The sequence below is a fragment of the Enterococcus sp. SB12 genome (genome assembly GCF_030910025.2).
GTDB classification, from domain to species: domain Bacteria; phylum Bacillota; class Bacilli; order Lactobacillales; family Enterococcaceae; genus Enterococcus_B; species Enterococcus_B faecium.
Window position 1 is genome coordinate 1,110,457 of the sequence record NZ_CP175675.1, and the last position, 25,134, is coordinate 1,135,590.

Below are 25,134 nucleotides of genomic sequence, written 5' to 3' on the forward strand. Positions count from 1 at the left end.
GTGAAACGAATGCTTACTGTACATGTTGATAACCAGAAATACAATATTCATATTGAAGAAGGTGCACTAGAACAGGCTGGATCATGGCTTCAAACGATTTGGAAGCCTCAAAAAGTAGCTGTGATCACTGATACCAACGTTGCTCCACTGTATGCGGAAAAAATCATGTTCCAATTGAGACAAGCTGATTTTGAACCAGTCCTTTCAATCGTACCGGAGGGTGAGACCAGTAAATCTTTGGAACAAGCAGCTGAGTTATACGATTTTTTGGCAGATAATGATTTTACCCGCAGCGATGGAATACTTGCACTTGGTGGAGGAATGGTGGGTGATCTAGCCGCATTCGTGGCCTCGACGTTCATGCGTGGGATCCATTTCGTTCAACTTCCGACTACGTTACTTGCACAAGTAGATTCTAGTATCGGCGGGAAGACAGCAGTTAATACAAACAAAGCGAAGAACCTTGTCGGAACATTTAGCCAGCCAGATGGCGTATTGATTGATCCTGAGGTTCTAAAGACTTTGCCGGTACGTCGTTTACGAGAAGGGATCGCTGAAATCATCAAATCAGCAGCTATAGCAGATGCAATGCTTTGGCAACAGCTGAATGAGCTGAAAGACGAAAAAGATCTTCTAGAGCATGCTGTTCCAATCATCACTGCTACGTTGAAAATCAAGCGAAAAGTAGTGGAAGAAGATGTCTTTGATCAAGGAAATCGACTTATTTTAAATTTTGGTCATACAATTGGCCATGCAATTGAAAATACAGCAGGATATGGGGTAGTCAGTCACGGAGAAGGAGTAGCTATTGGAATGGTAGCCATCACTTCTCATGCAGAAAAAATCGGCTTGTCTCCAACTGGATCGACAGCTGCATTAGAAAGGATACTCCAAAAATTCCACCTGCCGATTACTTACGATCTAAGTCATTCAGAGGAATTATTTCACGCGATAACCCATGATAAGAAAGCAAGAGGAAGCCAATTGAATATCATCTTACTAGAAAAGATTGGGCAAGCAAAAATCGTACCTGTTCCCACAGAGACATTCAAAGATTACTTAGGAGGACTGTAAGATGCGTTATATGACTGCGGGAGAATCCCATGGACCAGAATTAACAGCGATTATTGAAGGACTACCAGCAGGGTTACCTCTATCAGAAGAAGAAATCAATCACGAACTCGCTCGCAGACAAACTGGTTACGGCAGAGGAGGAAGGATGAAGATCGAAAAAGACCGTGTTCGTATCACGTCTGGCATCCGTCACGGCAAAACAATTGGTTCACCTGTCACTTTAGTAATAGAAAATAAAGATTGGAAAAATTGGACAACTGTCATGTCTGTAGCAGAAGTACCTGAAAAAGACCAATCACTGCGGCGAGTTGCACGTCCGCGTCCAGGACACGCGGATTTGGTAGGCGGTATGAAATACCATCATCGAGATCTTCGGAATGTGCTTGAACGGTCCTCTGCAAGAGAGACGACCATGCGTGTAGCAATCGGCGCAATTGCCAAGAAAATTCTGGAAGAACTTGACATCATCGTAGCCGGACACGTGATTTGTCTTGGTGGAATCCAAGCAGAAATACCTGGAAATATCTCCATTCAAGAAATCAAAGAAATTTCTGAAGCATCAGAAGTACGGGTTGTTGATTCAGCAGTCGAGCAAAGAATAAAAGAACTGATCGATCAGACAAAGAAAAATGGAGACACGATCGGAGGAATTGTAGAAGTGCTCGTTGGAGGCGTTCCAGCTGGATTAGGAAGCTATGTACAATGGGACACGAAGCTAGATGCCAAAATCGCGCAAGCTGTGGTTAGTATCAATGCCTTTAAAGGAGTAGAATTTGGCGTCGGATTCACTGCTGGATCATTACCAGGATCAGAAGTGATGGATGAGATCTTATGGGAAAAAGAACGAGGCTACTTCCGACGTACTAATAATCTAGGCGGCTTCGAAGGCGGGATGACCAATGGCGAACCACTTATTATCCGCGGGGTCATGAAACCCATCCCTACATTGTACAAGCCACTTCAAAGTGTTGATATCGATACAAAAGAACCTTACAAAGCAAGTGTAGAACGTTCGGATAGTACAGCAGTTCCTGCAGCTAGTGTCGTTGCGGAAAATGTTGTAGCCACTGTTGTAGCGACAGAGCTATTGTCAAAATTCCCAAGTGATTCGCTTGTTGAGTTGAAAGCTGCAGTGAAGGAGTACCGTGACTACTTGAAACATTACTAAAAAGGGGGCAAATAAGATGGCACAACATGTTTTTATCGTGGGGCTTGGACTGATTGGTGCTTCTATGGCACTTTGTATTCGTCAGACCAATCCAGAACTGATAGTAGTTGGTTGGGATAGTCAGTCAAAAACCCGTGAGCAAGCAGTAGAACAGCAGATCGTTGATTACGTTGCAAATGATTTTGAAACAGGTGCAGAACAAGCATACGTTATCTTATTAGCCGTTCCCGTCCGTACAACCTTAGCTTATCTTGATGTCCTTGAAAGAATCAACTTGTCTGATCACGTCATCATTACGGATGTCAGCAGTACGAAGCAGCAAGTCGTGACATCCGCTGAGCAGAAAAATCTTCGGTTTGTTGGTGGACATCCAATGGCTGGTTCTCATAAATCAGGTATACAGGCAGCAGATGCTAAACTATTTGAAAATGCCTATTACATCTTTACACCTTTGGAAAAGACGAAAAAAGATGTTGAAAAACTGCAAGAACTATTTTGCGGAACCAAAGCAAAATATGTGACTCTTACAGCAGGAGAACATGACCGTATAACAGGAATGCTAAGTCATTTTCCACATATTCTGGCAGCTGGTTTAGTCAATCAGGCAGAACAATTCAATCAAGAATATCCGCGAGCCAAACAACTGGCAGCAGGAGGCTTTCGAGATATCACTAGGATTGCTTCCTCGGATCCTGTCATGTGGACAGATATTTTGTTGAGCAATAAGCAGATATTATTGGAACGATTGGCAGATTGGCAGCAAGAAATGACACAAATAGCAGAATGGATCATGACTGAGAACCAATCGGAAATCTTTTCTTTTTTCAATCGAGCAAAAGAAAGTCGAGACCAGTTGCCTGTCCATAAGCAAGGCGCGATTCCTGCTTTTTTTGATTTATTTATCGATGTGCCAGATGAGCCTGGCGTTATTGCAGAAGTAACTGGACTGATTGGAAAAGCGGGAGTTTCTTTGATCAATTTGAAGATCCAAGAGACGCGAGAAGATATTTTAGGGATACTGCAAATCAGTTTCAAAAATCAACAGGATTTGTTACAAGCAAAAAGAACCATTATATCTAATACCAGTTATCATTGCTGGATCAAATAGGAGGCTGGATAAATGCGATTATTACAACAAATACATGGATTAAGAGGGACTGTTAGGATACCAGCAGATAAATCGATTTCTCATCGCAGCATCATGTTTGGAGCAATTGCTGAGGGAACGACGACTATACAAAATTTTTTGCGCGCAGAAGATTGTCTGAGTACTTTACATGCCTTCCAACAATTAGGCGTCGAGATCGAAGAAGAGGAAGAGGTGATCAAGATTCATGGTCGCGGTAGCCACTCCTTTGTCCAACCAACTGCACCCATCGACATGGGAAACTCCGGTACGACGAGTCGTTTATTGATGGGTATTTTGGCTGGACAGCCTTTTACAACGACTCTGGTCGGTGATGCTTCGTTGTCTAAACGTCCAATGGGGCGAGTGATGGAGCCTTTACGCGAGATGGGTGCTGACTTGCAAGGAAATGAAAATGATCAGTATCTACCAATCACTGTGACAGGAACCCGCTCTTTATCAACTATCCGATACAATATGCCTGTAGCTAGTGCACAGGTCAAATCTGCTTTGCTGTTTGCGGCACTACAAGCAGAAGGCACATCCGTAATCGTGGAGAAAGAACGTTCCCGTAACCATACGGAAGAAATGATTCGTCAATTTGGTGGAAGGATCACAGTGGAAGATAAAACAATCATGGTGACAGGACCGCAAAAATTAACCGGTCAGCAGATAACTGTTCCAGGTGATATTTCATCAGCTGCATTCTTTCTAGCAGCAGGACTTCTTGTTCCGGAAAGCCAGCTGTTGTTAAAAAATGTCGGGGTCAATCCAACAAGGACCGGTATCTTAGATGTGCTAGAGGAGATGGGCGCAGCGATTACCCAGACGAATCACAATGAACATAACCAATCAGCTGATTTAAGTGTCAAGACGAGTCATTTGAAGAAAGCGACGATTGGTGGAGAAATCATTCCGCGTCTGATTGATGAACTGCCCATTCTAGCTTTAGTAGCTACTCAAGCAGAAGGAGTCACGATCATCGAAGACGCAGAAGAATTAAAAGTAAAAGAAACCAACAGAATTGATGCGGTGGCAGAAGAATTGCAAAAAATGGGGGCAAAGATAAAAGCAACAGCAGACGGTTTGATCATCCATGGACCAACACCTCTGCATGGCGCAAAAGTTTCCAGCAGAGGCGATCATCGAATCGGGATGATGCTGCAAGTAGCTGCTCTGATAGCTGATGGACCTTGCGAACTAGAAGGAGCTGAAGCCGTTTCAATCTCTTATCCGGCATTTTTCGACGATTTAGCAGAACTTGTGTCAGGAGGAGAAGCTCATGGCTAGCATTTTGCTGATTGGTTTCATGGGCGCTGGAAAAACAACGATCGGTAAAGGGTTAGCTCAACGTTTACAAAAAGAGTATGTAGATTTAGATACAAAGATTGAGGAACATATCCAATTATCGATTGCCGAATATTTTCACTATTACGGTGAAAACAGCTTTCGAAAAGTGGAGTCAAAGGTTTTAAGAAAGCTGTCAAATGAAGATAAAATTATAGCGACTGGTGGAGGAATCGTCCAATGTGCTGCCAATCGGCAATTTTTACAAACGCAGCCAATTGTTCTTTACTTAGAGGCAGAAGCAGACTGTCTAATCGATCGTATCCAACAAGATAAAACGTCTATTCGACCGTTAGCTCTTGGAAAAACAAGAGAAGAAATAAAAGCCTTATTGGCACAACGACTTTCCTGGTATGAAGAGAGCGCGACACATCGAATCAATACGACCAATCAAACACCAGAAAAGATCATCGATACCATTATAGAAAGGATCAAAAGCATATGAATGTCAGCTATCTAGGGCCAGAAAGTTCGTTCACTTATCAGGCGGCTTGCCAGCTATTTCCTACAGAACAATTGACTGCGTATGCTTCGATCCCTGCTTGTTTGCGCGCGTTGTTTCGCAAACAGGTCGATCTGGCTGTCGTTCCTGTAGAGAATTCATTGGAAGGATCTGTTCATCACACAATCGATCTTCTTTCCAAACATCCAGAAGTCGAAGTTAAAAGTGAAATCGTTCTTCCTATCAAGCAGCAGCTTTTAGGCAATGTAGCAACAAAGATTACAAAAATCCTTTCTCATCCCCAAGCACTAGCACAATCACAACAGTTTTTAGAAACGCATTATCCTAATGTTCCTTTAGTAGCAACAGAATCAACAACTGCTGCAGCAATGTATGTAGCAGAACATCCGAAAGAAGACGCAGCAGCGATTGCTTCATTAGAAACAGCACAGCATGTTGGATTGGAGATCTTAGCTGAGAATATCCAAGATAATGAGTTGAACCAGACACGTTTTTGGATCGTCGGTGACCGAAAGATGACCAGCCAGCAGTCAGCTCCAGTAAAAATGAGTGTCATCTTGACCCTACCTGCTAATCGGCCAGGGATGCTTCATAAAATGCTGGCAGCTTTTGGCTGGCGGGAGATCAACTTAAGTAAGATTGAATCCCGACCATTGAAAACTAGCTTGGGAGAATATTTTTTCGTAATCGATTTGTTATTGGACCGCCCAATGGCATTAGTAGAGAATGCGCTCCAAGAAATCAAGATGCTCGGAGGAAAAAGTCAAATATTAGGCTGTTATCCAGTATTGACAGTAGAATAGACGCGTAGATGAAAGTCAAGAATACTGATTGATTGATTTAACTTAAAAATAAAAAAATCAGCGCTTGGCTATTCTTTATTTTTAATATTCTGATTGGTTTTTAAGAAGAAGCGGGAGACAAATCGTTACAGTCGTTCCTGTCCCAATCACTGATTGGATCGTTAAGCCATATGCATCTCCATACATTAGGCGTATCCGCTCATCTACATGGCTGATGCCGATTCCTGAAAAATGATCATTTTTTTGTTTGGTATTTTCAGTATCGAAGCCATCGCCGTTATCAATCACTTCGAATAAAAGAAGCTGATTTTTTGTTTTGCCGTACACCGTGATGAATCCTTGCGTTTTATTGTGAAAAGCATGAAGATAGGTGTTTTCGATAATTGGTTGAAGGATCATATTCGGCATAGATAATGTCTGTAGTTCATCAGGAATCATTATTTTAGCCGAGATTCTTTCGCCATATCGCATACTCAAAAGATCGATGTAACTTTGTACGCTTTTGATTTCTTCCTTGACTGGAATCACTTCTTCTTTTTTCCCAATCGTACTTCTTAGTAAAGTAATGAAACTGTCGATTCCTTGAACTGCTTCATCTGTTTTTTGCTGCCAAATCAAAAATTTCAAGCTAGTCAGCGTATTATAAATAAAATGGGGCTGGATCTGTGCTTGCATAGTCTGGATTTCAAGCGAACGTTTCTTCTTTTCGTCTTGGATCGTCTGTTCATAATGATGCTGCGCATTACTTAGCAATTGATTGATCGTATTCCCTAGCATTTGGACTTCATGGCTTCCTTGCACAGGAACAGTAGCTTTTAAGCCATCTTCCTCTAGCCATTTTAGCGAATCAATCAAGCGGTAGATCGATTTTGTGTGTCGATCCAAATACATAAATACCAATGAGCCAGCAAAAACAAGTGTCACGATATTATACAAAATAATGGGGAAAATCACGCCCATTTGGTTAGACAAAGAATGAAGATCGACTTGGCTGAGTAATGTACAATGCTGGCGGTACAGAGGAAGACGGGTCAACTGCTGTCCATTTGAAATGACTGTTTCACCTACTGTTAGTTTTTTGAAAATCATTGATCGGCTCCCAATTGTATTTTCTTCATTTGATGCGATGATCGTCTGTTCTTCGTTCATGAAGGAGATCTTCGATATCTCGGGATTTACTACAGATTGAAAAAGATTCGCTAGTTGCTGGGATGAGATCGATAAAACAGCATATCCGTAAATATGATTCAATGTGTTTTTCAGTTTTTTGACAAAAAAGACGCTGGGTGCTTTCTTATCTCGAAGAGTCAATCCGTATTGTGCAAAAAGCATTTGTGTATCCGCAGCACGTTCATTCACTCTCTGGGCAATCGCAGATTGAAAAAAAGAATCGGCAGATACGGCAGTGAGCATGTCATTTCCGACAAAAGTTCTTCCATTTTCTCCAAAGATCAATATATCGTAATCGATCATGGTTTTTATTCCGATGGTTTTGGCTTTGATCACGTCTTTTCAAAGTGGTCCCCCTGTCAATATGACATTTAACGGATTAGGTAATTATCAGCGGATGCTGACAGATGCTACTTTTAAAAAAGCTTTTTTCAATACGTTCCTGTATTTACTAGTTCAAGTACCAATCATGCTGTTTCTAGCGCTTTTTATTTGCAACCTTTTAAATGATAAAAAGCTGAAATATAAAGGGTTGTTTCGAACAGCTATTTTTCTTCCGTGTATCACTTCGATGGTCAGTTATTCTCTGATCATGAAAAGTCTATTTTCTCAATCTGGCCTTGTAAACAACTTGTTGTTGGGCATTGGTATGATTGATACACCGATTGGCTGGCTGACTCATCCAATTTGGGCGAAAGTTCTGATCATTCTTTCGATCACTTGGCGTTGGACTGGATACAATATGATTTTTTTCCTTTCAGGCATGCAAAATATTGATTCGGAGATTTATGAAGCAGCATCTATTGATGGTGCTTCTAAATGGCAGCAATTTATCAAAGTGACGATCCCGAATTTAAAACCGATTATTTTGTTTACTTCCATTACTTCGACGATCGGGACATTGCGGCTTTTTGATGAAGTACAAAATATTACTGGCGGGGGTCCAGCAAATGCAACGACCACCCTGTCTCAATACATCTATAATTTGAGTTATAAATTCACGCCTAATCTTGGATATGCGGCAGCAGTTTCCTTTGTTATTGTTGCCTTTATTGTGATATTGTCGATAATCCAAACGAAAGTAGGAGGAGAGAGTCGATGAAAAGCATGGTAGAAAAAGAAACGATTGCACACCCCAACGTCAAAAAACAAGCCTTAGGACTTCGTTCGGCAATTGGGTCAGCATTAAAGTATACAGCATTAAGCATCCTATCATTTATTTCCATTTTACCTTTTGTCTGGATGATTCTGGGAATGACGAATACACCCGTGGATATCACATCGGGAAAAATAAAGATTGGCAGTAACTTGATCATCAATTTTCAAAATTTGTTTTCCAATGAACTGAATTTTACTCGTTCCCTTTGGAATTCAGCAATGATCGCTCTAGTGACCACTGTGTTTGCATTGCTGATTTCGTCAATGGCAGGATATGGATTTGAGATTTATCAAAGCAAGCGAAAAGACTTGATTTTCAATATTCTACTGCTATCGATGATGGTTCCTTTTGCGGCATTGATGATTCCTTTGTATCGAATGTTTTCACAATTGAACGGAACGATTTTGGGAATCAATAGTTTCTTAGTTGTAATCTTACCATCTATCAGCACTGCTTTTTTGATCTTCTTCTTCCGACAAAATGTTAAATCCTTTCCAAAAGATCTAGTAGAAGCAGCTCGATTAGACGGTCTAAAAGAACTAAGTATTTTTTTTAGAGTATATATGCCGACGGCTAAAAATACCTATGCAGCGGCAGCAATCATCACATTCATGAGCAGCTGGAACAATTATTTATGGCCCTTAGTGGCTTTGCAGTCTCCTGATAAACGGACGTTCCCGCTTGTTTTATCTGCTATGGGTGCTTCCTATACACCAGACTATGGAATGATCATGGCTGGATTAGTCATTGCTACTTTACCAACTGCCATCGTATTTTTTGTTTTGCAAAAGCAATTCGTTCAAGGAATGATCGGCTCTGTAAAATAAAAAACAACAGTAAGTGCATCCCTACAAAGTCATCTTTTCCAAGTAAAAAGATACTTTTGGGACGTGTGTTATTTTATGGTGAGAAAAATTAAATGATAACGTTTTAAGTTTATACTCGAAAACTCTTTCATTTTAGGGTAAACTTAAAGAGTAAAGGAGGAGGATACATGCTAAAAAATTTTAAAGAAGTGATTGCTGCCATATTGCCGATGACCGTCCTGATTGTCATTTTAACGTTTGTTTTTGCGCCGTTAGAAGGAGAAGACCTCGCTTCATTCTTGGTAGGTGCGGCTATCATGATGATCGGAATGACGCTCTTTTTGTTTGGGGCAGACTATTCCATGATGGAAGTCGGAGATCTAGTAGGGAAATATATGATCAAAAAGAAAAGTTTGGCTGTTTTGGTCAGTTTGGGGTTTGCTATGGGGATCGTGATCACGATTGCCGAACCTTCCGTGCAAGTTTTGGGACAACAAGTATATGATATATCTGACGGAGAGATTGGCAGAGTGTTGCTGATTGGGATCGTCAGCGTCGGCACTGGAGTATTTCTAGCCTTTGCGCTGCTTCGGGTCGTATTCAAGCTATCCTATTATCAATTGATGGCTATAGGCTACATAGGCGTTTTGATCGCCTCGTTTTTCACTAGTTCCGAATTCATGCCGATTGCTTTTGATTCGGGGGGAGTGACTACTGGTCCAGTAACTGTTCCATTTATCTTGGCCCTTGCCGGAGGGATGACTAGTATGATCAAACAAAAGAAAAATGAAAATGACAGCTTTGGAATGGTTGGTATTGCTTCATTAGGGCCAATTCTTGCCGTAATGATTTTGGGGGTGATCTTCCAATGAGTTTCTGGCAGCAAGTGATAGATGGTATCGAGATCGTTACTATGGAAGTTATTTTAGCAGTGGCACCTATCGTGATTCTATTTGTTTTGATGAATATCATTAGTTTTCGTATGCGCAAGAAGCGTTTCTTTGACATTATGAAAGGCTTCTTGATAACGACTATTGGGTTGATTCTTTTCCTGCACGGAGTCAATATGGCTTACGTTCCGGTAGGACAGCATTTAGGTAGTACGATCGCTGGATTGCCCTATAATTATATATTGGTTCCCCTTGGCTTTTTGATGGGGTTCCTAGTAGGGTTTGCTGAGCCGGCGATTCATGTAATGGTAAAACAGGTTGAAGAATTGAGTGAAGGGAGGATCCGGTCGAAAATCATGCTGATGGTGATTTCGATTGGGATTGGCGCAGCAGTAGGATTGTCTATGTGGCGTTTGCTCGTCGGATTCTCTCTTTATTATTTCTTGATCCCAGGATATGGGCTAGCATTTATTTTAGGACGAAAAGTGGACAAGATCTTTTTAGCAATGGCTTTTGACAACGGTGGAGTAGCAACGGGTCCGATGTGTTCGACATTTATTTTATCAATGAGCGTGGCGATCGCTGCACAAATTGAGGGAAGAGATCCGACCATTGATGGGTTTGGTGTGGTTGCAATGATTGCATTGACACCAATATTATCCACTTTAGTACTAGGATATATTTATAAACGAAAAGATGAAAAAGACAGAATCGAAAAAGAAAGATTGCGAAAATTGGGGGAAAGCAAATGAAAGATCTTGTAGCATTGAATCTTCACATGATTGTGACGATCGTGGACGGAGGAACAGGTGAAGATGTCATCGACTTTTCAAAAGAAGCAGGTGCAGCTGGCGGAACAATCTTGCATGGTCGTGGTTCTGGTGTACATGATTCAGGGAAATTTTTAGGTTTGGACATCTCGCCAGAAAAAGATGTTGTTTTGACATTAGTACCAGATAGTTTGACGAATCAAGTGATGGATGCGATTGGTCAAGGCATCAACATCGATGTTCCAGGTAACGGGATTTGTTTTAGTATTGATGTAGATAAAGTAATTGGTATCACTAAGATTCATCAGTATCGGGAAATTATCGGGATGCAGGAACTTTTGGATGAAACTAACGATAGAGAAAATCCTGAATCATAGACAAGCATTTGAAGAAGAAATAAACCTAAACAAGAAGGCGGATGAACGTTATTTCCGCTTTTTTGTTTATGTTTTTTTCGTGAATACTTATGAAATAGTAAATTTTTATGAAATTCTTCTCTAAGCATCAGACTTTCTTTTCAAAATATGCTATTTTAAAAATGATGAAAAAAGGGGGAGAAAAATGAATTTTTTAGTTGTTTTAAAAGATACTCTGATTGAGCGGTCAACATTTCTATATGTTCAATTGCAGGAAAATAAAACATTGCTGCATTTTTCACCAGAGTTCCATCTAGAGGGACTAACATTAGGAGAAATTTATCAAGCAGAAGGGCTATCGGCTGTTTTGCACTTTTTTGAGGCAGAATTGGAATTACCGGTAAAAGATTATATCGAGCTTTCTCTTGAATCTTGGGATCGAGCAGTCGTTGAGCTATTCCCAGAAGGTTTGATGATCGATACGAACGATGAGAAGATTCATTTGACTGCAGCAGAACTACAGAAACAAATGCGTTATCAAATAGATGATGAAAATTCTTTTTCTATTTTTAGACGTCAGCAAAAGATTCTAAAAAGCTTTTTAAAAGTAATCAGTAAAAAACGGAATTTGATCAAAACGACTCAACTGTTGAAAAAATATCCAAATCTGCTTCATACGTCCATTCAATTCCCTCAATTGATTACGATGATCCATCGTTTTATACGTATGCAACAGCTACCATCTAAGAAGCTGTTTTTGCCATTGACGGACACATTCCGTGTAGTCAACAGAGAAGATAAAAAGAAAGTGATTGTGATCGACTTTACCAGAAATCGGAATGTCCTTCATCAAGTCGCAATGGAAAAGGCCAATTAAGGCTTTTTCTTTTTTGATTTTTTTGTCATAATGAATGATAGATGATGGAGGAGATAACAGGATGCAAACATGGTTAGAAAGACTGATACGGTTTCAGCAGAACTATCAAAAACTTATGCAGGGAAGATATGCAAAATTTGATCAATTGAATCGTGTTCTATTGATTATCGCACTTTTTTTTAGTTTACTAAGTCGGTGGTTGCCATATAGGATCGGGCAATTGTTGTTCATCGTCTTTTTCGGATGGATGCTATTTCGTTTTCTATCAAAAAAAATCTATCCTAGACTAAATGAAAATCAACGTTATTTGGAATATTTTGATAAAGTCAAAGAAAAATATCATCAGATGAGAAACAAAAAGCAAGCTAAAACGGAACGAAAAAGCTATACTTTTTTTGAGTGCCCGAATTGTCATCAAAAGCAGCGTGCGCCTAGAGGAAAAGGACGAATACGCGTGACATGCAAAACATGTGGCATAAAATTCGAAACGAATGTTTAAGGGAGAAAAAAATGAAATTAGTATTATTGCGTCATGGCGAAAGCGAAGCAAATTTTGAAAATTACTGGACAGGGTGGCTAGATGTCGCCTTAACAGAAAAAGGAAAAGAACAAGCAGCAGTAGCCGGTCAAAAAATGTATGAAGCCGGTCTTCAATTCGATGCGGTTTACACCTCTGTTTTAAAACGCGCGATTCTTACCGGTCAAGCCGCACTAGAAGAAATGGGGCAGTTGTGGCTTCCTATAGTAAAAACATGGCGTCTGAATGAACGGCACTATGGGGATCTTGTTGGTAAAAACAAGGATCAGATGAAAGAAATATACGGAAAAGATCAAGTAAAGAAATGGCGCAGAGGATATACAGAAGTTCCGCCGTTAACCGCAGAAAACCGATTTGACCGCAGATATGATCATTTGGATCCACATTTGATTCCGTACGGAGAAAGTCTAGAAATGACAGTGAATCGGATCATTCCTTTGTGGCAAGATCAACTGGCACCAAAACTGAAAGATCGGAAAGGTTTACTAGTTGTGGGTCATGGGAATAGCATCCGAGCACTGACAAAATATTTAGAAAATATTCCTGAGGATCAAATGGATACAATTGATATCCCGAACGCACAACCAATCCAATATACATTAGCAGACGATTTGACGATTCTAGAGAAAACAATACTTTAATCAACGTATTTATCTATAGTGAAAGATAGAAAAAAGAAGCAAAGGAATGGAACAAAAAGAACATGAAAAATTATATATGGGACTTTGATGGTACATTGTTTGATACGTATCCCGCAATGGTAGATGGTGCATGGCAAGCACTAAAAGATTTTGGTATCAGTATGGATAAAAAAGAAATCTACTTCAAAATGAAAAAATATTCCACCAGTTATTTGATCAATGAATCAAATTTGGACGCCAATGAATTTAATGAATGGTTTCATCGGTATGAGAAAAAAAGCAAGGAAGCTTCCCGTCCATTTCCAGAAACGAAACAAGTACTTGAAAGTCTAAAAATCAATGGAGGACGTCACTTCATCTTGACCCACCGTTTGACAGAATCGACATGGGAACTGCTGAAAGAGTATCAATTAGCCCATCTGATTGAGGAAGTAGTAGGGATTGATCAGGATTTTCCTCGTAAACCGAATCCAGCATCGTTAAATTATTTGATCGATACTTTTCATTTAGAAAGAACAGACACGATGATGATCGGCGATCGCCGTTTAGATATCGAAGCGGGGAAAAACGCAGGAGTCGTTACTTGTCTTTACGATATTGATCATTTTCTGGGGGAGATTCCTGCAGATCATGTGGTAGGAAATTTGAATGAAATCCTATCCTTGCAGAGTAACGTAAAAAAATAGTATCCCCTTACAAAGGAGATATGTTATAATTTTTATAAAGGAGTGATAAAATTATATGGAAATCAGAAGACAAAAAGAAGTAGTAGAAGCTTTTCATTATGATATGAGATTACCGAGCCAAGAAGTAGAAACAGATTTGAAAGTGGGCTTCTCGCCTTTGAAAGAAACGATCGAAAACTATCCGAAAGAACATAGCATCGTAGGAGCACGCTTAGAGTTCCGTTTAGTGTTTGATACATATGTTTTATCTGGAAGTGTGAGTCAGATCAATCATATCCTCAATCGGAAAATTGAAGGACAAAATGATGTCACACAAGAAGAGGTGGACGAGCTAGTAGCACCGTTATTTGATATCGTACGCCGGATGTCTTATGAGGTGACAGAGATCGCCTTGGATCAGCCTGGGGTAAAATTGAATTTTCAATCAGAAAAACAAGAATAGACAGTAAAAACATGTCTGCGATAGTTTTAATCTATCGCAGGTATGTTTTTTTATTACTAATTGTAAGCAAAAAGAATGTCATTTCGATAAAAATCGTCTAAAATGTAAAAGTCACTGAAAAAATTTTTTCAGGAGGATGGTTGAAGAATCATTCTCGGGAACCTTTACTTCCTTCGATGGACTTGTCATTAATAATATGAGGAGGAGAAAAATGACAACACTCATCACAGTTTTAGTGGTTCTAGTTTTTGCGGCATTATTATATGTGTTCTATCGTATGCAAAAGCGCCATACAAAATTTTCAACACGCGTCTTTACAGCATTAGGAGTTGGTATCGTCTTTGGCGGTCTGCTTCAATTGATCTTTGGTGTAGAAGACAAAGTCGTTACTCAATCAATGGAATGGATCGGGATCGTAGGACAAGGGTATGTATCATTCTTGCAAATGCTAGTTATGCCTCTAGTGTTCATTTCGATCATTGGTGCATTCACAAAAATGAAAGTTTCTAAAAAGCTGGGGAAAATTAGTGCAACTGTACTGACTTCTTTACTTGGTACAACAGCTATTGCAGCATTGATCGGAATCGGTTCAACGATGCTGTTCGGTCTTCAAGGAGCTAAATTCACACAAGGAGCAGCAGAAACAGCACGGATCTCTGAATTGGCGACACGTCAGGAAACGGTTGAAAACTTATCGATTCCGCAGCAGATTTTATCCTTTATCCCTAAAAACGTATTTGCTGATTTAGCAGGTAGCCGTGCAACTAGTACGATTGGAGTCGTTATTTTTGCAGCCTTTGTCGGTATCGCTTATCTAGGTGTGAAAAGAAAAGCGCCAAAAGAAGCAGCATTCTTTTCAGATTTAGTCGACAGTCTGTATAAAATCATTATGCGGATCGTGACGCTTGTTCTGCGTTTGACACCATATGGGGTATTTGCTTTGATGACAAACGTTTTGGCAACAAGTGATTTTGCAGCTATCGTCAATTTAGGTAAATTTGTCGTTGCATCTTACGTAGCCTTGCTTGCTGTTTTGATTGTCCACTCACTGATTTTGATTGGTGCAAAAGTTAATCCAATCAACTATTTCAAAAAAGCCTTTCCGGTATTGAGCTTTGCGTTTACTTCACGTTCAAGTGCTGGAGCTTTGCCATTGAACATCGAGACTCAGACAAAAGCTTTAGGAGTAGATGATGCAACAGCTAATTTCTCAGCAAGTTTTGGTTTGTCTATTGGACAAAACGGCTGTGCTGGCGTTTATCCAGCTATGTTGGCAACGATCGTCGCACCAGCAGCTGGAGTGAATGTCTTTAGTTTGGAATTTATTTTGATGCTTGTGGCAATTGTAACAATCAGTTCTTTTGGTGTAGCTGGAGTCGGTGGGGGCGCAACATTTGCTTCACTGATCGTTTTAGGGGCAATGAACTTGCCAGTAGCAATCGTTGGGTTAGTTATCTCTGTTGAACCATTAATCGATATGGCACGCACAGCAGTAAACGTCAGCGGTAGCATGGTAGCTGGTATCGTGACAAGTGCACGCATCAAAGATTTAGATCGCGATGTCATCAATGATGATTCTAAAGTGATCGATGTGAATGCATAGTTAAAAACATACTAAGATTAGAGGGGAACATCATTGATAAATGATGTTCTCCTCTCTTAGTATGTTTTTTTATTCATTCCATATAAGTACAAAATATTTATTCCGAAAAGTGAAAGCGTGAATAATAAAAACAACCAACTTATTTATTATTAAAGAAAAGCGTATTTAAGTAGGATGATTCTGTTGAGGGCTTTCGTAGATTTCCCCATTTTCCTATGGTAAACTGACAAAGTGGGGAATGTTAGAACAGATCGTTTAGGAGGAAACAGATGTTTACGAATGAAATAAAAATCATGCTTTATGTGGACGATGTAGAAAAAAATGTAGCGTTTTGGAGAGCAATTGGCTTTGCGGAAAAAGATCGTCAAGAAATGGATGGGACGCTTGTAATTGAAGTAGGAGTTGAGGACAGTCAAACCTCATTCGTGTTATATGATCGAGCGTTTGTTGAGTCCCATTCACCTGGCACAGCTACTAGTGCCCCATCTTTGATGTTTTACAGCAAAGATATCTTTGGACTATATAAAAAAATGCAGACGCAATCAGTCACATTAGGTGATATGGTACAGCTTGGAGAAGAATATGTCTTCAACTTTGCTGATCCTGATGGCAATTACTTTGCGGTTACAGGTAAATAATAGAAACAAAGACTTTGTTTTTCTGTGCGAAACAGAAAAGCAAAGTCTTTTTAATTCAAATAATAATATTATGTAAACAAAAAACGCATGCGTAATTATACACAAGCAAATAAATCGTCAAATGCGAACGCCTTCTTTATACTGTTTAGGAACGAAAAGAAGGAAGGAAGAAATACATGGATTATCAAGTACTGCTTTATTACAATTATACAAAAATAGAAGAACCAGAGGAATTTGCCAAAAATCATTTAGCCTTTTGCAAATCTTTAGATCTTAAAGGTCGTATTCTAGTAGCTGAAGAAGGAATAAATGGTACTGTGTCTGGAACCGTTGAAAACACGACTGCCTATATGGAAGCAATGAAAGCTGATCCTCGATTTGCTGATACGATGTTCAAGATCGATCCAAGCGAAGGACATGCCTTTAAGAAGATGTTTGTAAGATACCGTCCAGAGCTTGTAAGTTTAAAGCTAGAAGAGGACATTGATCCAAACCAAGTGACAGGTGCTTATCTTTCACCGCAAGAATTTAAAGAAGCTATTTTAGACGAACAGACAGTGGTGATTGATGCACGGAATGATTATGAATATGACTTGGGGCATTTTCGAGGGGCTGTACGCCCAGATATACGCAGTTTTCGAGAGCTTCCAGACTGGATTCGCGAGCACAAAGAAGAATTTATGGAAAAACGGGTAGTGACCTACTGTACTGGTGGTATTCGTTGCGAGAAGTTTTCTGGTTGGCTTGTCCGTGAAGGATTCAAAGATGTCGGACAGCTGCATGGCGGTATTGCTACTTATGGTAAGGATCCTGAAGTTAAAGGGGAATTATGGGACGGCAAGATGTATGTGTTTGACGAACGGATCGCTGTCGATATCAACCAAGTAGATAAACAAATCGTCGGTCGCGACTGGTTTGACGGAACACCATGTGAACGATATATCAATTGTAGCAATCCTGAGTGCAATCGTCAGATTCTTGCTTCTATTGAAAATGAAGAAAAACATTTAGGAGCATGTAGCGTAGAGTGTGCGAAACATCCACGCAACCGCTATGTTCAAGACCATGGAATCTCTCCAGAAGAAGCAGAACTGCGATTTGCAGCTTTAAATAAATAGAAAACAATAGTTTTGATTGTCGACCATTTCCGATATGCGCTATACTATCGTTGAGGATGGTGATCCACATGAAATCATTGATTTATGCTATTGGCGATGTCCATGGTAAATATGATCTTTTTGAAAAACTTATTCACTATTATGATCCGACGATCCATCAGCTTGTTTTATTAGGAGATCTCAATGATCGAGGACCTCGTACAAAGGAATGTTTTCTATTAGGAAAGCAATTAGTCGAAGAAACAGGAGCCATTTATCTCCGGGGCAACCATGAAGAATATTTTTTGCAATTTCTGCAAGCGCCGGAGGACTGGTATGCGCCTTATATCAGAAATGGTGGAAAAGAAACATTTGAAAGCCTACTTCACCCAGGTGCGTCGGAGGAATACTCCCCGACTGAAATCTCAATGATGATCCAATCAAGATACCCAGAACTGATTGAATTTTTAGTCCAGCGCCCCTTGTATTATGAATGGGAAAATTATCTGTTTGTCCATGCTGGAGTGGATTTGACAAAGAAAGACTGGCGTAAGACAAGTCCAAGAGACTTTATTTGGATACGGGAACCCTTTCATGAAGGGAAAAACAATACAGGTAAGACAATTGTATTTGGACATACGATTACACCAATGCTCCATGGAGATATGCAGACAACAGACCTCTGGATTCAGGATCATAAAATCGGAATGGACGGTGGAGCTGTATTCGGAGGGTCATTGCATGGGGTTATTTTTGACAAGGAAAGTATCCTTCAAGACATTGAATATCAGAACAACGAAGGATCTTGGCAAGGAATCTGACGAATGGAAAGAATGAAGGAGCTGCGACTTTGTTGCGGCTCTTTTTATTTGTATAGAGAATATTGTTTCTTTCAACAGTTTAACCCATGATAAAAAGTATGATAGAATAAAGAAGCAATTTTTAGCAGAAAAGAGGCATTTTAATGACGGAAAATTTGAACCAGACAATCATTCAGCTTGTACAAAAAGAGCTTTCAGACTATCGTCCCAAGCAATTGACGACTGTACTTAATTTGTTAAATGAAGGAAACACCGTTCCTTTTATTGCGCGTTATCGAAAAGAAATGACGGGAAGTCTTGATGAAGTCCAGATTCGTGAAATCGAAGAGCGGTATGCCTATCTTGAAAACTTAGAAAAACGAAAAAACGAAGTGATTCGGCTGATCGATGAACAAGGGAAACTGACCCCTGAGTTAGAAACAGAAATCACGCAATCCGTAAAAATGCAACAAGTGGAAGATTTATATCGTCCATACAAACAGAAACGACGGACAAAAGCAACGATTGCTAAAGAAAAAGGACTTGAACCACTCGCGCTGTGGCTGATGCAGCTTACAGATGGAGAGGTGCAATCGGAAGCAGAAAAATATATCGATAAAGAAAAAGAAGTCTCTTCTGCTGAAGAAGCGTTGCAAGGTGCGCATGAGATCATTGCTGAACAAGTCAGCGATAATGCAAAATTTCGGACTTGGATTCGGTCTTATACGTATAACAAAGGCATGTATGTCAGCCAAGTCAAGGATGAGCAAGCAGATGAAAAAGGCGTATACGAAATGTATTATGACTTTGCAGAACCTGTCCATAAAATGGTTTCTCATCGGATATTGGCCACTAATCGAGGAGAAAAAGAAGAGGTTCTCAAAGTATTCCTTCAAGTAGACGAAGCAGCAATTTTAGCTTACTTGGATCGCCAATTAGTGAAAAACCCTGCCTCTCCTTCTTCTTCCTTTGTAAGAGAAGCCTATCAAGATAGTTATAAACGTTTTATACAGCCGGCAATCGAGCGAGAACTGCGTAATGAATTGACTGAAAAAGCGGATGAGCAAGCCATCGCTATTTTTGGAGAAAATCTTCGCAATCTTTTGTTGCAACCGCCGCTAAAAGGTAAAGTCGTACTGGGATTTGATCCTGCCTATCGTACTGGATGTAAACTAGCAGTCGTAGATGCGACAGGAAAAGTTTTGGCAATCGAAGTCATTTATCCGCATAAACCTGCAGCACAAGCGAAAAGGGAAGCTGCTGGTCCAGCTTTTATCCAATTAATCAATCAATATCAAGTAGATATGGTAGCTATCGGGAATGGAACAGCCAGTCGGGAATCAGAACTTTTTGTGGCTGAGCAATTGAAATCAGCCGACCATAAAGCCTATTACGCCATTGTTAATGAAGCTGGCGCTTCTGTTTACTCCGCTAGCGAAATTGCACGAAAAGAATTCCCGCATCTACAAGTAGAAGAAAGAAGTGCTGTTTCTATTGCCCGTCGTCTGCAAGATCCTTTAGCTGAATTAGTCAAGATCGATCCTAAAGCTGTCGGTGTAGGACAGTACCAACATGATGTTTCGCAAAAACGTTTGGCTGAACAATTGGATTTTGTCGTGGAAACAGCGGTCAACCAAGTAGGCGTGGATGTGAACACGGCTAGTCCACAGCTCTTGCAGCACATATCAGGATTGAATAAAACGACTGCCCAAAACATTGTCAATTATCGTGAAGAAAATGGAGAATTTACTGCACGAACTCAGCTGAAAAAAGTGCCACGTTTAGGACCAAAAGCATATGAACAAGCAATCGGCTTCTTGCGAGTTCCTGGTGGGAAAAACATTTTGGACAACACCGGTATCCATCCCGAAAGTTATTCTATTGCGAAAGACATATTAATGACCGTCCATCTTTCAGAAAAAGAGCTTGGGACAGAAGAAGCAGTAGAAAAATTGACACGGTTATCCGCGGAGAAACTGGCTGAAAGTTTATCAGTCGGAGAAGAAACGTTAGCCGATATTTTAGCTGGGCTGACACAACCTGGACGAGATATGCGTGATGAGATGCCAGCGCCCCTATTGCGTACAGATGTGTTGAGTATGGAAGATTTGAAACCAGGGATGGAATTGACTGGAACGGTCCGTAACGTCATCGACTTCGGCGCATTTGTCGATATCGGTGTGAAACAAGACGGACTTGTCCATATTTCAAAACTCAGCAAAAAATTTGTCAAGCATCCTACAGACGTCGTGTCAGTCGGAGATATCGTGACGGTTTGGATAGAACAAGTTGATACGAAAAAAGGCAGAATCAGTTTGACGATGCTTTCCCCTTATGAAGAGTAACAATGAGGAGTAACAAAAATTGACACAAGAAGAACTGCAGCAGTTAGTAGAAGAGATATCATTAAAAAGCTTCCAGCGTCCTTTCAAGCACCAAGCTATGTTCAATCCACGCTTGCGTACAACTGGCGGGCGCTATCATTTAAACGATCATCATTTAGATTTTAATGTAAAGCTGTTTGAAGAGTCAGACAAAGAAACGATTACAGGAATCATCAAACATGAACTTTGCCATTATCATCTTCATCTCACTGGAAGAGGATATCGTCATAAAGATATGGATTTCAAGTATCTTTTGAAAAAAACAGGCGGGTTGCGCTATGCGCCAGCCTTGACGAAGAAACAGATAAAGATCGAATATTATCAATGCCAAGATTGTTCTGCCACAATCTGCCGCAAAAGAAGAATCGATGTACACAAATATCGTTGTGGAAGATGTCATGGGGAAATCAAATGGATTGAGACAAAGAGAGAAAGCCTCAATGAAGTATAAAAAATCAGATGAAAGGATGAAGCGTTTTTGGAAAAAAACGAGCAGAGAAATCTAAAAGACTGGAATCAGTTATTAGCCTTTTTAGCCGCACCTGATGAGAAAGATTTTGAGAAATTGTCGGCACCTACACTTATTTTAGCTGGAAACGGTCTTCCTATCTTAGCTGATAAAGCAGCACAAATGTATGTAAATGGTCAAGTAGAACGTTTGTTTTTGGTCGGCGGTGTGGGTCATGCGACTAGGATCCTTTATGAGAATTTTGAAAAGCAAGGATTTCATTTTGAAGAAGGCATGAGTGAAAGTGAAATCTGTCGTCAGTATCTAAAAGAAGTCTATGATTTGCCCGATAAGGCTTTCCTGATAGAATCGAAGTCTACAAATTCTGGAGAGAACGCCACTTTTTCACTGGAGATTCTTCATTCCTTAGATGCTGTACCAGAAAAAGTCCTATTGATGAATGATCCGACACTGCAACGCAGGACTCGAGCAACTTTTGAGAAAGTATGGCAAAATGAACAAACTGTTTTCGTAAATGCTGTGCCATTTGTGCCGGAAATCCTTCACTTTTCTGAGGAGATCATCTTTACAGTAAAAGAACTGAACCACCAATGGCCGAAGGAATATTTCTATGCACTGGTGTTAGGAGAAATGGAGCGACTCCACGACGATGAGAATGGCTATGGTCCGAAAGGAAAAGATTTTATTCCTCATATTGATATATCAGAAGAAGTTTGGTCTTCTTATACAAGAATCAAACAGTCAATAAAAACGGATTTTTCCCGTACATGACCTTTTTAGCAGACGAATCCTCCTTTCTAAATAAATTTGGTTGAAATTTTCAATCGTTTATAAGATAATGAGGAGCGTGTTGAATGTAATAGCTAAAAGAATGGACGCTAGATAAGAGAAGAGGATTCAAATGGAAAATCAAAATAAATTGTATCATTTCGTTGGTATCAAAGGTTCAGGAATGAGCTCCTTGGCTCTTGTTTTACATGAACAAGGTTTAAATGTCCAAGGATCGGACATTGAAAAATATTTCTTTACACAAAGAGATTTAGAAAAAGCAAATATCACGATTCTGCCATTTAACGCAGAGAATGTAAAACCAGGTATGACGATTATTGCAGGAAATGCATTTCCTGATTCACATGAAGAAATCCAGCGAGCAAAAGAATTAGGTTTGGAAGTGATTCGCTATCACGACTTTATTGGTCATTTTATCCAAAACTATACGAGTATCGCTGTAACAGGTTCTCACGGAAAAACAAGTACGACTGGTCTGCTCTCTCATGTATTGAGTGGTGTCCGTCCAACAAGTTATCTAATTGGAGACGGAACAGGGCATGGTGATCCGCAAGCGGAATTCTTTTCATTTGAAGCCTGTGAATATCGCCGTCATTTCCTTGCCTATTCACCAGACTATGCGATCATGACAAACATCGATTTTGATCATCCGGATTATTATACAAGTATCGACGATGTATTTACAGCTTTCCAAACAATGGCTGGACAAGTGAAAAAAGCTATTTTTGCGTACGGTGATGACGCTTATTTACGCAAATTAGAAGCAGATGTGCCGATTTATTATTATGGTGTCACAGAAAATGATGATATCCAAGCACGAAACATCGAACGTACAACATCCGGTTCTGCTTTTGATGTCTATCATGGGGATGAATTTGTTGGACATTTCACTGTACCAGCATTCGGCAAACACAATATTTTAAATGCTTTAGGTGTTATTGCAGTCGCGTATTTCGAAAAACTGGATCTGAAGGAAGTTGCGGAAGAAATGCTGACTTTCCCAGGAGTAAAACGTCGATTCAGTGAAAAAATCGTAGCAGACATGACTGTAGTCGATGATTATGCGCATCACCCTGCAGAAATCAAAGCAACGATCGATGGCGCACGCCAAAAATATCCAGATAAAGAAATAATTGCAGTTTTCCAACCCCATACGTTTACGCGTACGATTGCATTGATGGATGAATTTGCAGAAGCACTTGATTTAGCTGATAAAGTTTACTTATGCGATATTTTTGGTTCGGCTCGGGAAGAACAAGGAAACGTTAAGATTGAAGACCTTGGAGCGAAAATCAAAAAAGGTGGAGAAGTCATCAAAGAAAATAATGTATCTCCATTATTAGATTATCATGATGCAGTAGTAATCTTCATGGGTGCTGGAGATGTTCAAAAATTTGAACAAGCGTATGAAAAACTTTTAAGCAGCACGACGAAAAATGTACTGTAATACAATTACTGCAGTGTCCTTATAAAAATAGAAAGAGGGAGAGTGGCAAAATTCTTGTCATGCTCCCTTTTTTACAACTTTTGATAAACGGCGTTCAAAAGCTTGCATCTGCGGTAATAAGCCCAGCCAAATCAAAAACATGAGAAGCTGTTTTTTCTTGACTGTTCTTATTACTTGATGCAGGACAGCTTTTTCACGACCTCTTTAAACTATAGGAATCTGTTAAATCAAAGGAGCAGAACTTGCCTTTTGCGCTGCTTTTGGTACAATAATGTATGATTAAAAATAAACTGGAGGGTTTCTATCTTGAACATAGGTAAGCCGAGAAAACTAGGAAAAACAATAAATGAAATCGAGGAAGGCGACTCGTTATCCTTAACAGAATCTATTGAAGATAACCAGCTTTTGCTGTATTTGGGATTGACGAATGATGCAAATCCTTTGTATATCCAACATGACTTTGCACAAAAAACAGAATATCATCAGCCAATCGTTCCATCAGTGATGCTGATGGGGATCATCACAAGTGCAATTTCAAAGCATCTTCCTGGACCAGGATCACATGTTGTCAATTTTTCTGTCAATTTTATTGAACCGGTTTTCCATTATGAAACACTGACTTTTCAGTTTGAGGTCATAAAAGTAGATAAGATGAAGGATGTGGTGACGATTTCTGTAGAAGCGGAAAACACGAACGAAGATCGTGTGTTGGATGCTGTTGTTATGGTCCAACCGCCACAAGTTCCTGAATTGGAAATAGCAATCGAAAGTGAAGGTGAATTAAATGAATAATCCAAGTACATCAATGTCAGGTATCAATCGTTTTTATGCAAAAGTTTATGGCTTTTTAGGTATGGGACTTGCCCTTAGCGCAGTCACTTCTTACTTGGCTCTTTGGGTATTTCCTTTGCAACTAGCAACTTTTATCAATAACTTTCCATTAGGCTTTATGGGTCTGTGGATCGTTGAACTGATTTTAGTAATGGTTCTAGGCGTAAAAGCACAAAAGAATCCGAGCTTAGCAATCGGTGGATTTATTGCCTACTCTCTTTTGAATGGCGTAACATTAGCGGTTACTCTTGCATACTACGATATTGGAACAGTAACGCAAGCTTTCTTGACAGCTACTTTGATGTTCATGGGGATGTCTGTTGTCGGAGTAACAACAAAAAGAGATCTTAGCGGGGTTGGAAGAGCAGGACAGGCAGCTTTAATCGGAGTGATCATTGCACTAGTCTTGAACATCTTCATTTTGAGAAGTAGCGCAGTTGAGCTGTTCATCTCCCTACTGTTAGTCGTCATCTTTGCAGGGATCACAGCTTATGATAACCAAAGCATCCGTAATATCTATGTCCAGACAAACGGAACAGCACATAGTGGAATTGCTGTATTCATGGCATTGAAGCTGTATTTGGACTTTATCAACTTGTTCTTGGCGTTTCTGAGAATCTTTGGACGGAACAACTAAAAAAGAAAAAAATTCATCAGTTGGGGCTATACCGAATTATTTGGTATGGTCCCGCTTTTTCTTTTCGCATTCCGCAGGATTCTTTGTTAGAATGAATAAGAACTTTACAGTAAGGAGTTAAGA

At 39.9% G+C, this 25,134-nt stretch carries 26 protein-coding genes and 1 pseudogene; 26 read left to right on the top strand and 1 reads right to left on the bottom strand.

Features of this window, described 5'->3' with window-relative positions; genetic code table 11:
- Nucleotides 1-9 precede the first annotated feature (9 nt).
- From aroB to pheA, 6 genes are read left to right on the top strand one after another with little or no spacing between them, the layout of a single operon-like run.
- Entirely contained in the window at nt 10-1,074 is a 1,065-nt protein-coding gene (gene aroB / locus RBL01_RS05340) for a 3-dehydroquinate synthase (RefSeq protein ID WP_002319104.1), read from the top strand.
- 1 nt (nt 1,075) lies between these two features.
- Nucleotides 1,076-2,242: a chorismate synthase gene (aroC, locus tag RBL01_RS05345; protein WP_002319105.1), complete on the top strand. Its 1,167-nt coding sequence runs from the start codon at nt 1,076-1,078 to the stop codon at nt 2,240-2,242.
- Nucleotides 2,243-2,258: 16 nt separating this feature from the next.
- Entirely contained in the window at nt 2,259-3,350 is a 1,092-nt protein-coding gene (locus RBL01_RS05350) for a prephenate dehydrogenase (RefSeq protein ID WP_073460663.1), read from the top strand.
- Between the two features lie 12 nt (nt 3,351-3,362).
- Nucleotides 3,363-4,658: a 3-phosphoshikimate 1-carboxyvinyltransferase gene (aroA, locus tag RBL01_RS05355; RefSeq protein ID WP_002319107.1), complete on the top strand. Its 1,296-nt coding sequence runs from the start codon at nt 3,363-3,365 to the stop codon at nt 4,656-4,658.
- Nucleotides 4,651-5,160, top strand: a complete 510-nt coding sequence (locus RBL01_RS05360) for a shikimate kinase (RefSeq protein WP_002329282.1) — start codon at nt 4,651-4,653, stop codon at nt 5,158-5,160. Before aroA ends, RBL01_RS05360 begins: the two co-directional genes overlap by 8 nt.
- A complete protein-coding gene (gene pheA / locus RBL01_RS05365; RefSeq protein WP_002319109.1) occupies nt 5,157-5,981 on the top strand; it encodes a prephenate dehydratase in 825 nt (274 codons plus the stop codon). The genes RBL01_RS05360 and pheA overlap by 4 nt, the downstream gene beginning before the upstream one ends.
- A gap of 81 nt (nt 5,982-6,062) precedes the next feature.
- Here pheA and RBL01_RS05370 read toward each other — a convergent pair whose 3' ends face one another.
- The gene (locus tag RBL01_RS05370) at nt 6,063-7,487 is read right to left on the bottom strand and encodes a sensor histidine kinase (RefSeq protein WP_058128782.1); all 1,425 of its coding nucleotides are present in this window, start codon (nt 7,485-7,487) and stop codon (nt 6,063-6,065) included.
- On the opposite strand from RBL01_RS05370, the pseudogene RBL01_RS05375 reads away from it, so the two are divergent.
- From RBL01_RS05375 to RBL01_RS05470, 20 genes and pseudogenes are all read left to right on the top strand, one after another.
- Nucleotides 7,447-8,253 (top strand): annotated as a pseudogene (locus RBL01_RS05375) (carbohydrate ABC transporter permease); the annotation flags it as partial. The gene RBL01_RS05370 and the pseudogene RBL01_RS05375 sit on opposite strands and share 41 nt — an antisense overlap.
- Nucleotides 8,250-9,137, top strand: coding sequence for a carbohydrate ABC transporter permease (locus tag RBL01_RS05380; RefSeq protein ID WP_307780822.1), 888 nt, complete (start codon nt 8,250-8,252; stop codon nt 9,135-9,137). The pseudogene RBL01_RS05375 and the gene RBL01_RS05380, both read left to right, overlap by 4 nt.
- A 167-nt stretch (nt 9,138-9,304) precedes the next feature.
- On the top strand, nt 9,305-9,988 hold the full coding sequence (locus RBL01_RS05385) for a DUF1538 domain-containing protein (RefSeq protein WP_307780821.1): 684 nt from the start codon (nt 9,305-9,307) through the stop codon (nt 9,986-9,988).
- Nucleotides 9,985-10,758 (top strand): DUF1538 domain-containing protein, encoded by a 774-nt coding sequence (locus RBL01_RS05390; RefSeq protein WP_058128783.1) that lies wholly within the window; start codon nt 9,985-9,987, stop codon nt 10,756-10,758. Before RBL01_RS05385 ends, RBL01_RS05390 begins: the two co-directional genes overlap by 4 nt.
- On the top strand, nt 10,755-11,153 hold the full coding sequence (locus tag RBL01_RS05395) for a P-II family nitrogen regulator (protein WP_002292005.1): 399 nt from the start codon (nt 10,755-10,757) through the stop codon (nt 11,151-11,153). The genes RBL01_RS05390 and RBL01_RS05395 overlap by 4 nt, the downstream gene beginning before the upstream one ends.
- 184 nt (nt 11,154-11,337) lie before the next feature.
- On the top strand, nt 11,338-12,009 hold the full coding sequence (locus RBL01_RS05400; RefSeq protein WP_002327855.1) for a hypothetical protein: 672 nt from the start codon (nt 11,338-11,340) through the stop codon (nt 12,007-12,009).
- Between the two features lie 61 nt (nt 12,010-12,070).
- Entirely contained in the window at nt 12,071-12,508 is a 438-nt protein-coding gene (locus tag RBL01_RS05405) for a hypothetical protein (RefSeq protein ID WP_002319123.1), read from the top strand.
- An 11-nt stretch (nt 12,509-12,519) separates the two neighbouring features.
- Nucleotides 12,520-13,188, top strand: coding sequence for a 2,3-bisphosphoglycerate-dependent phosphoglycerate mutase (locus RBL01_RS05410; protein ID WP_058128784.1), 669 nt, complete (start codon nt 12,520-12,522; stop codon nt 13,186-13,188).
- A gap of 62 nt (nt 13,189-13,250) precedes the next feature.
- Nucleotides 13,251-13,874 carry an HAD-IA family hydrolase gene (locus RBL01_RS05415; protein WP_002319125.1) on the top strand — a complete coding sequence of 208 codons (624 nt, stop codon included), beginning with the start codon at nt 13,251-13,253 and terminating at the stop codon, nt 13,872-13,874.
- Between the two features lie 55 nt (nt 13,875-13,929).
- Nucleotides 13,930-14,316: a DUF1149 family protein gene (locus RBL01_RS05420; RefSeq protein WP_058128785.1), complete on the top strand. Its 387-nt coding sequence runs from the start codon at nt 13,930-13,932 to the stop codon at nt 14,314-14,316.
- Nucleotides 14,317-14,527: 211 nt separating this feature from the next.
- The gene (locus tag RBL01_RS05425; RefSeq protein WP_058128786.1) at nt 14,528-15,919 is read left to right on the top strand and encodes an L-cystine transporter; all 1,392 of its coding nucleotides are present in this window, start codon (nt 14,528-14,530) and stop codon (nt 15,917-15,919) included.
- 269 nt (nt 15,920-16,188) lie between these two features.
- Nucleotides 16,189-16,557, top strand: coding sequence for a VOC family protein (locus tag RBL01_RS05430; protein ID WP_002319126.1), 369 nt, complete (start codon nt 16,189-16,191; stop codon nt 16,555-16,557).
- Between the two features lie 176 nt (nt 16,558-16,733).
- A complete protein-coding gene (locus RBL01_RS05435; protein WP_002327859.1) occupies nt 16,734-17,675 on the top strand; it encodes a rhodanese-related sulfurtransferase in 942 nt (313 codons plus the stop codon).
- A gap of 68 nt (nt 17,676-17,743) precedes the next feature.
- Nucleotides 17,744-18,475: a metallophosphoesterase gene (locus RBL01_RS05440; protein WP_307780820.1), complete on the top strand. Its 732-nt coding sequence runs from the start codon at nt 17,744-17,746 to the stop codon at nt 18,473-18,475.
- A 143-nt stretch (nt 18,476-18,618) separates the two neighbouring features.
- Complete coding sequence (locus tag RBL01_RS05445) at nt 18,619-20,799, top strand: Tex family protein (protein ID WP_307780819.1); 2,181 nt, start codon at nt 18,619-18,621, stop codon at nt 20,797-20,799.
- Nucleotides 20,800-20,818: 19 nt separating this feature from the next.
- The gene (locus RBL01_RS05450; protein ID WP_002291983.1) at nt 20,819-21,289 is read left to right on the top strand and encodes a SprT family protein; all 471 of its coding nucleotides are present in this window, start codon (nt 20,819-20,821) and stop codon (nt 21,287-21,289) included.
- A gap of 27 nt (nt 21,290-21,316) precedes the next feature.
- Entirely contained in the window at nt 21,317-22,078 is a 762-nt protein-coding gene (locus RBL01_RS05455) for a YdcF family protein (protein WP_002319130.1), read from the top strand.
- Between the two features lie 130 nt (nt 22,079-22,208).
- A complete protein-coding gene (gene murC / locus RBL01_RS05460; protein WP_002319131.1) occupies nt 22,209-23,543 on the top strand; it encodes a UDP-N-acetylmuramate--L-alanine ligase in 1,335 nt (444 codons plus the stop codon).
- 306 nt (nt 23,544-23,849) lie between these two features.
- Nucleotides 23,850-24,335, top strand: a complete 486-nt coding sequence (locus tag RBL01_RS05465) for a MaoC/PaaZ C-terminal domain-containing protein (protein ID WP_002291977.1) — start codon at nt 23,850-23,852, stop codon at nt 24,333-24,335.
- A complete protein-coding gene (locus RBL01_RS05470; protein WP_002319132.1) occupies nt 24,328-25,011 on the top strand; it encodes a Bax inhibitor-1/YccA family protein in 684 nt (227 codons plus the stop codon). Before RBL01_RS05465 ends, RBL01_RS05470 begins: the two co-directional genes overlap by 8 nt.
- Nucleotides 25,012-25,134: the final 123 nt, after the last annotated feature.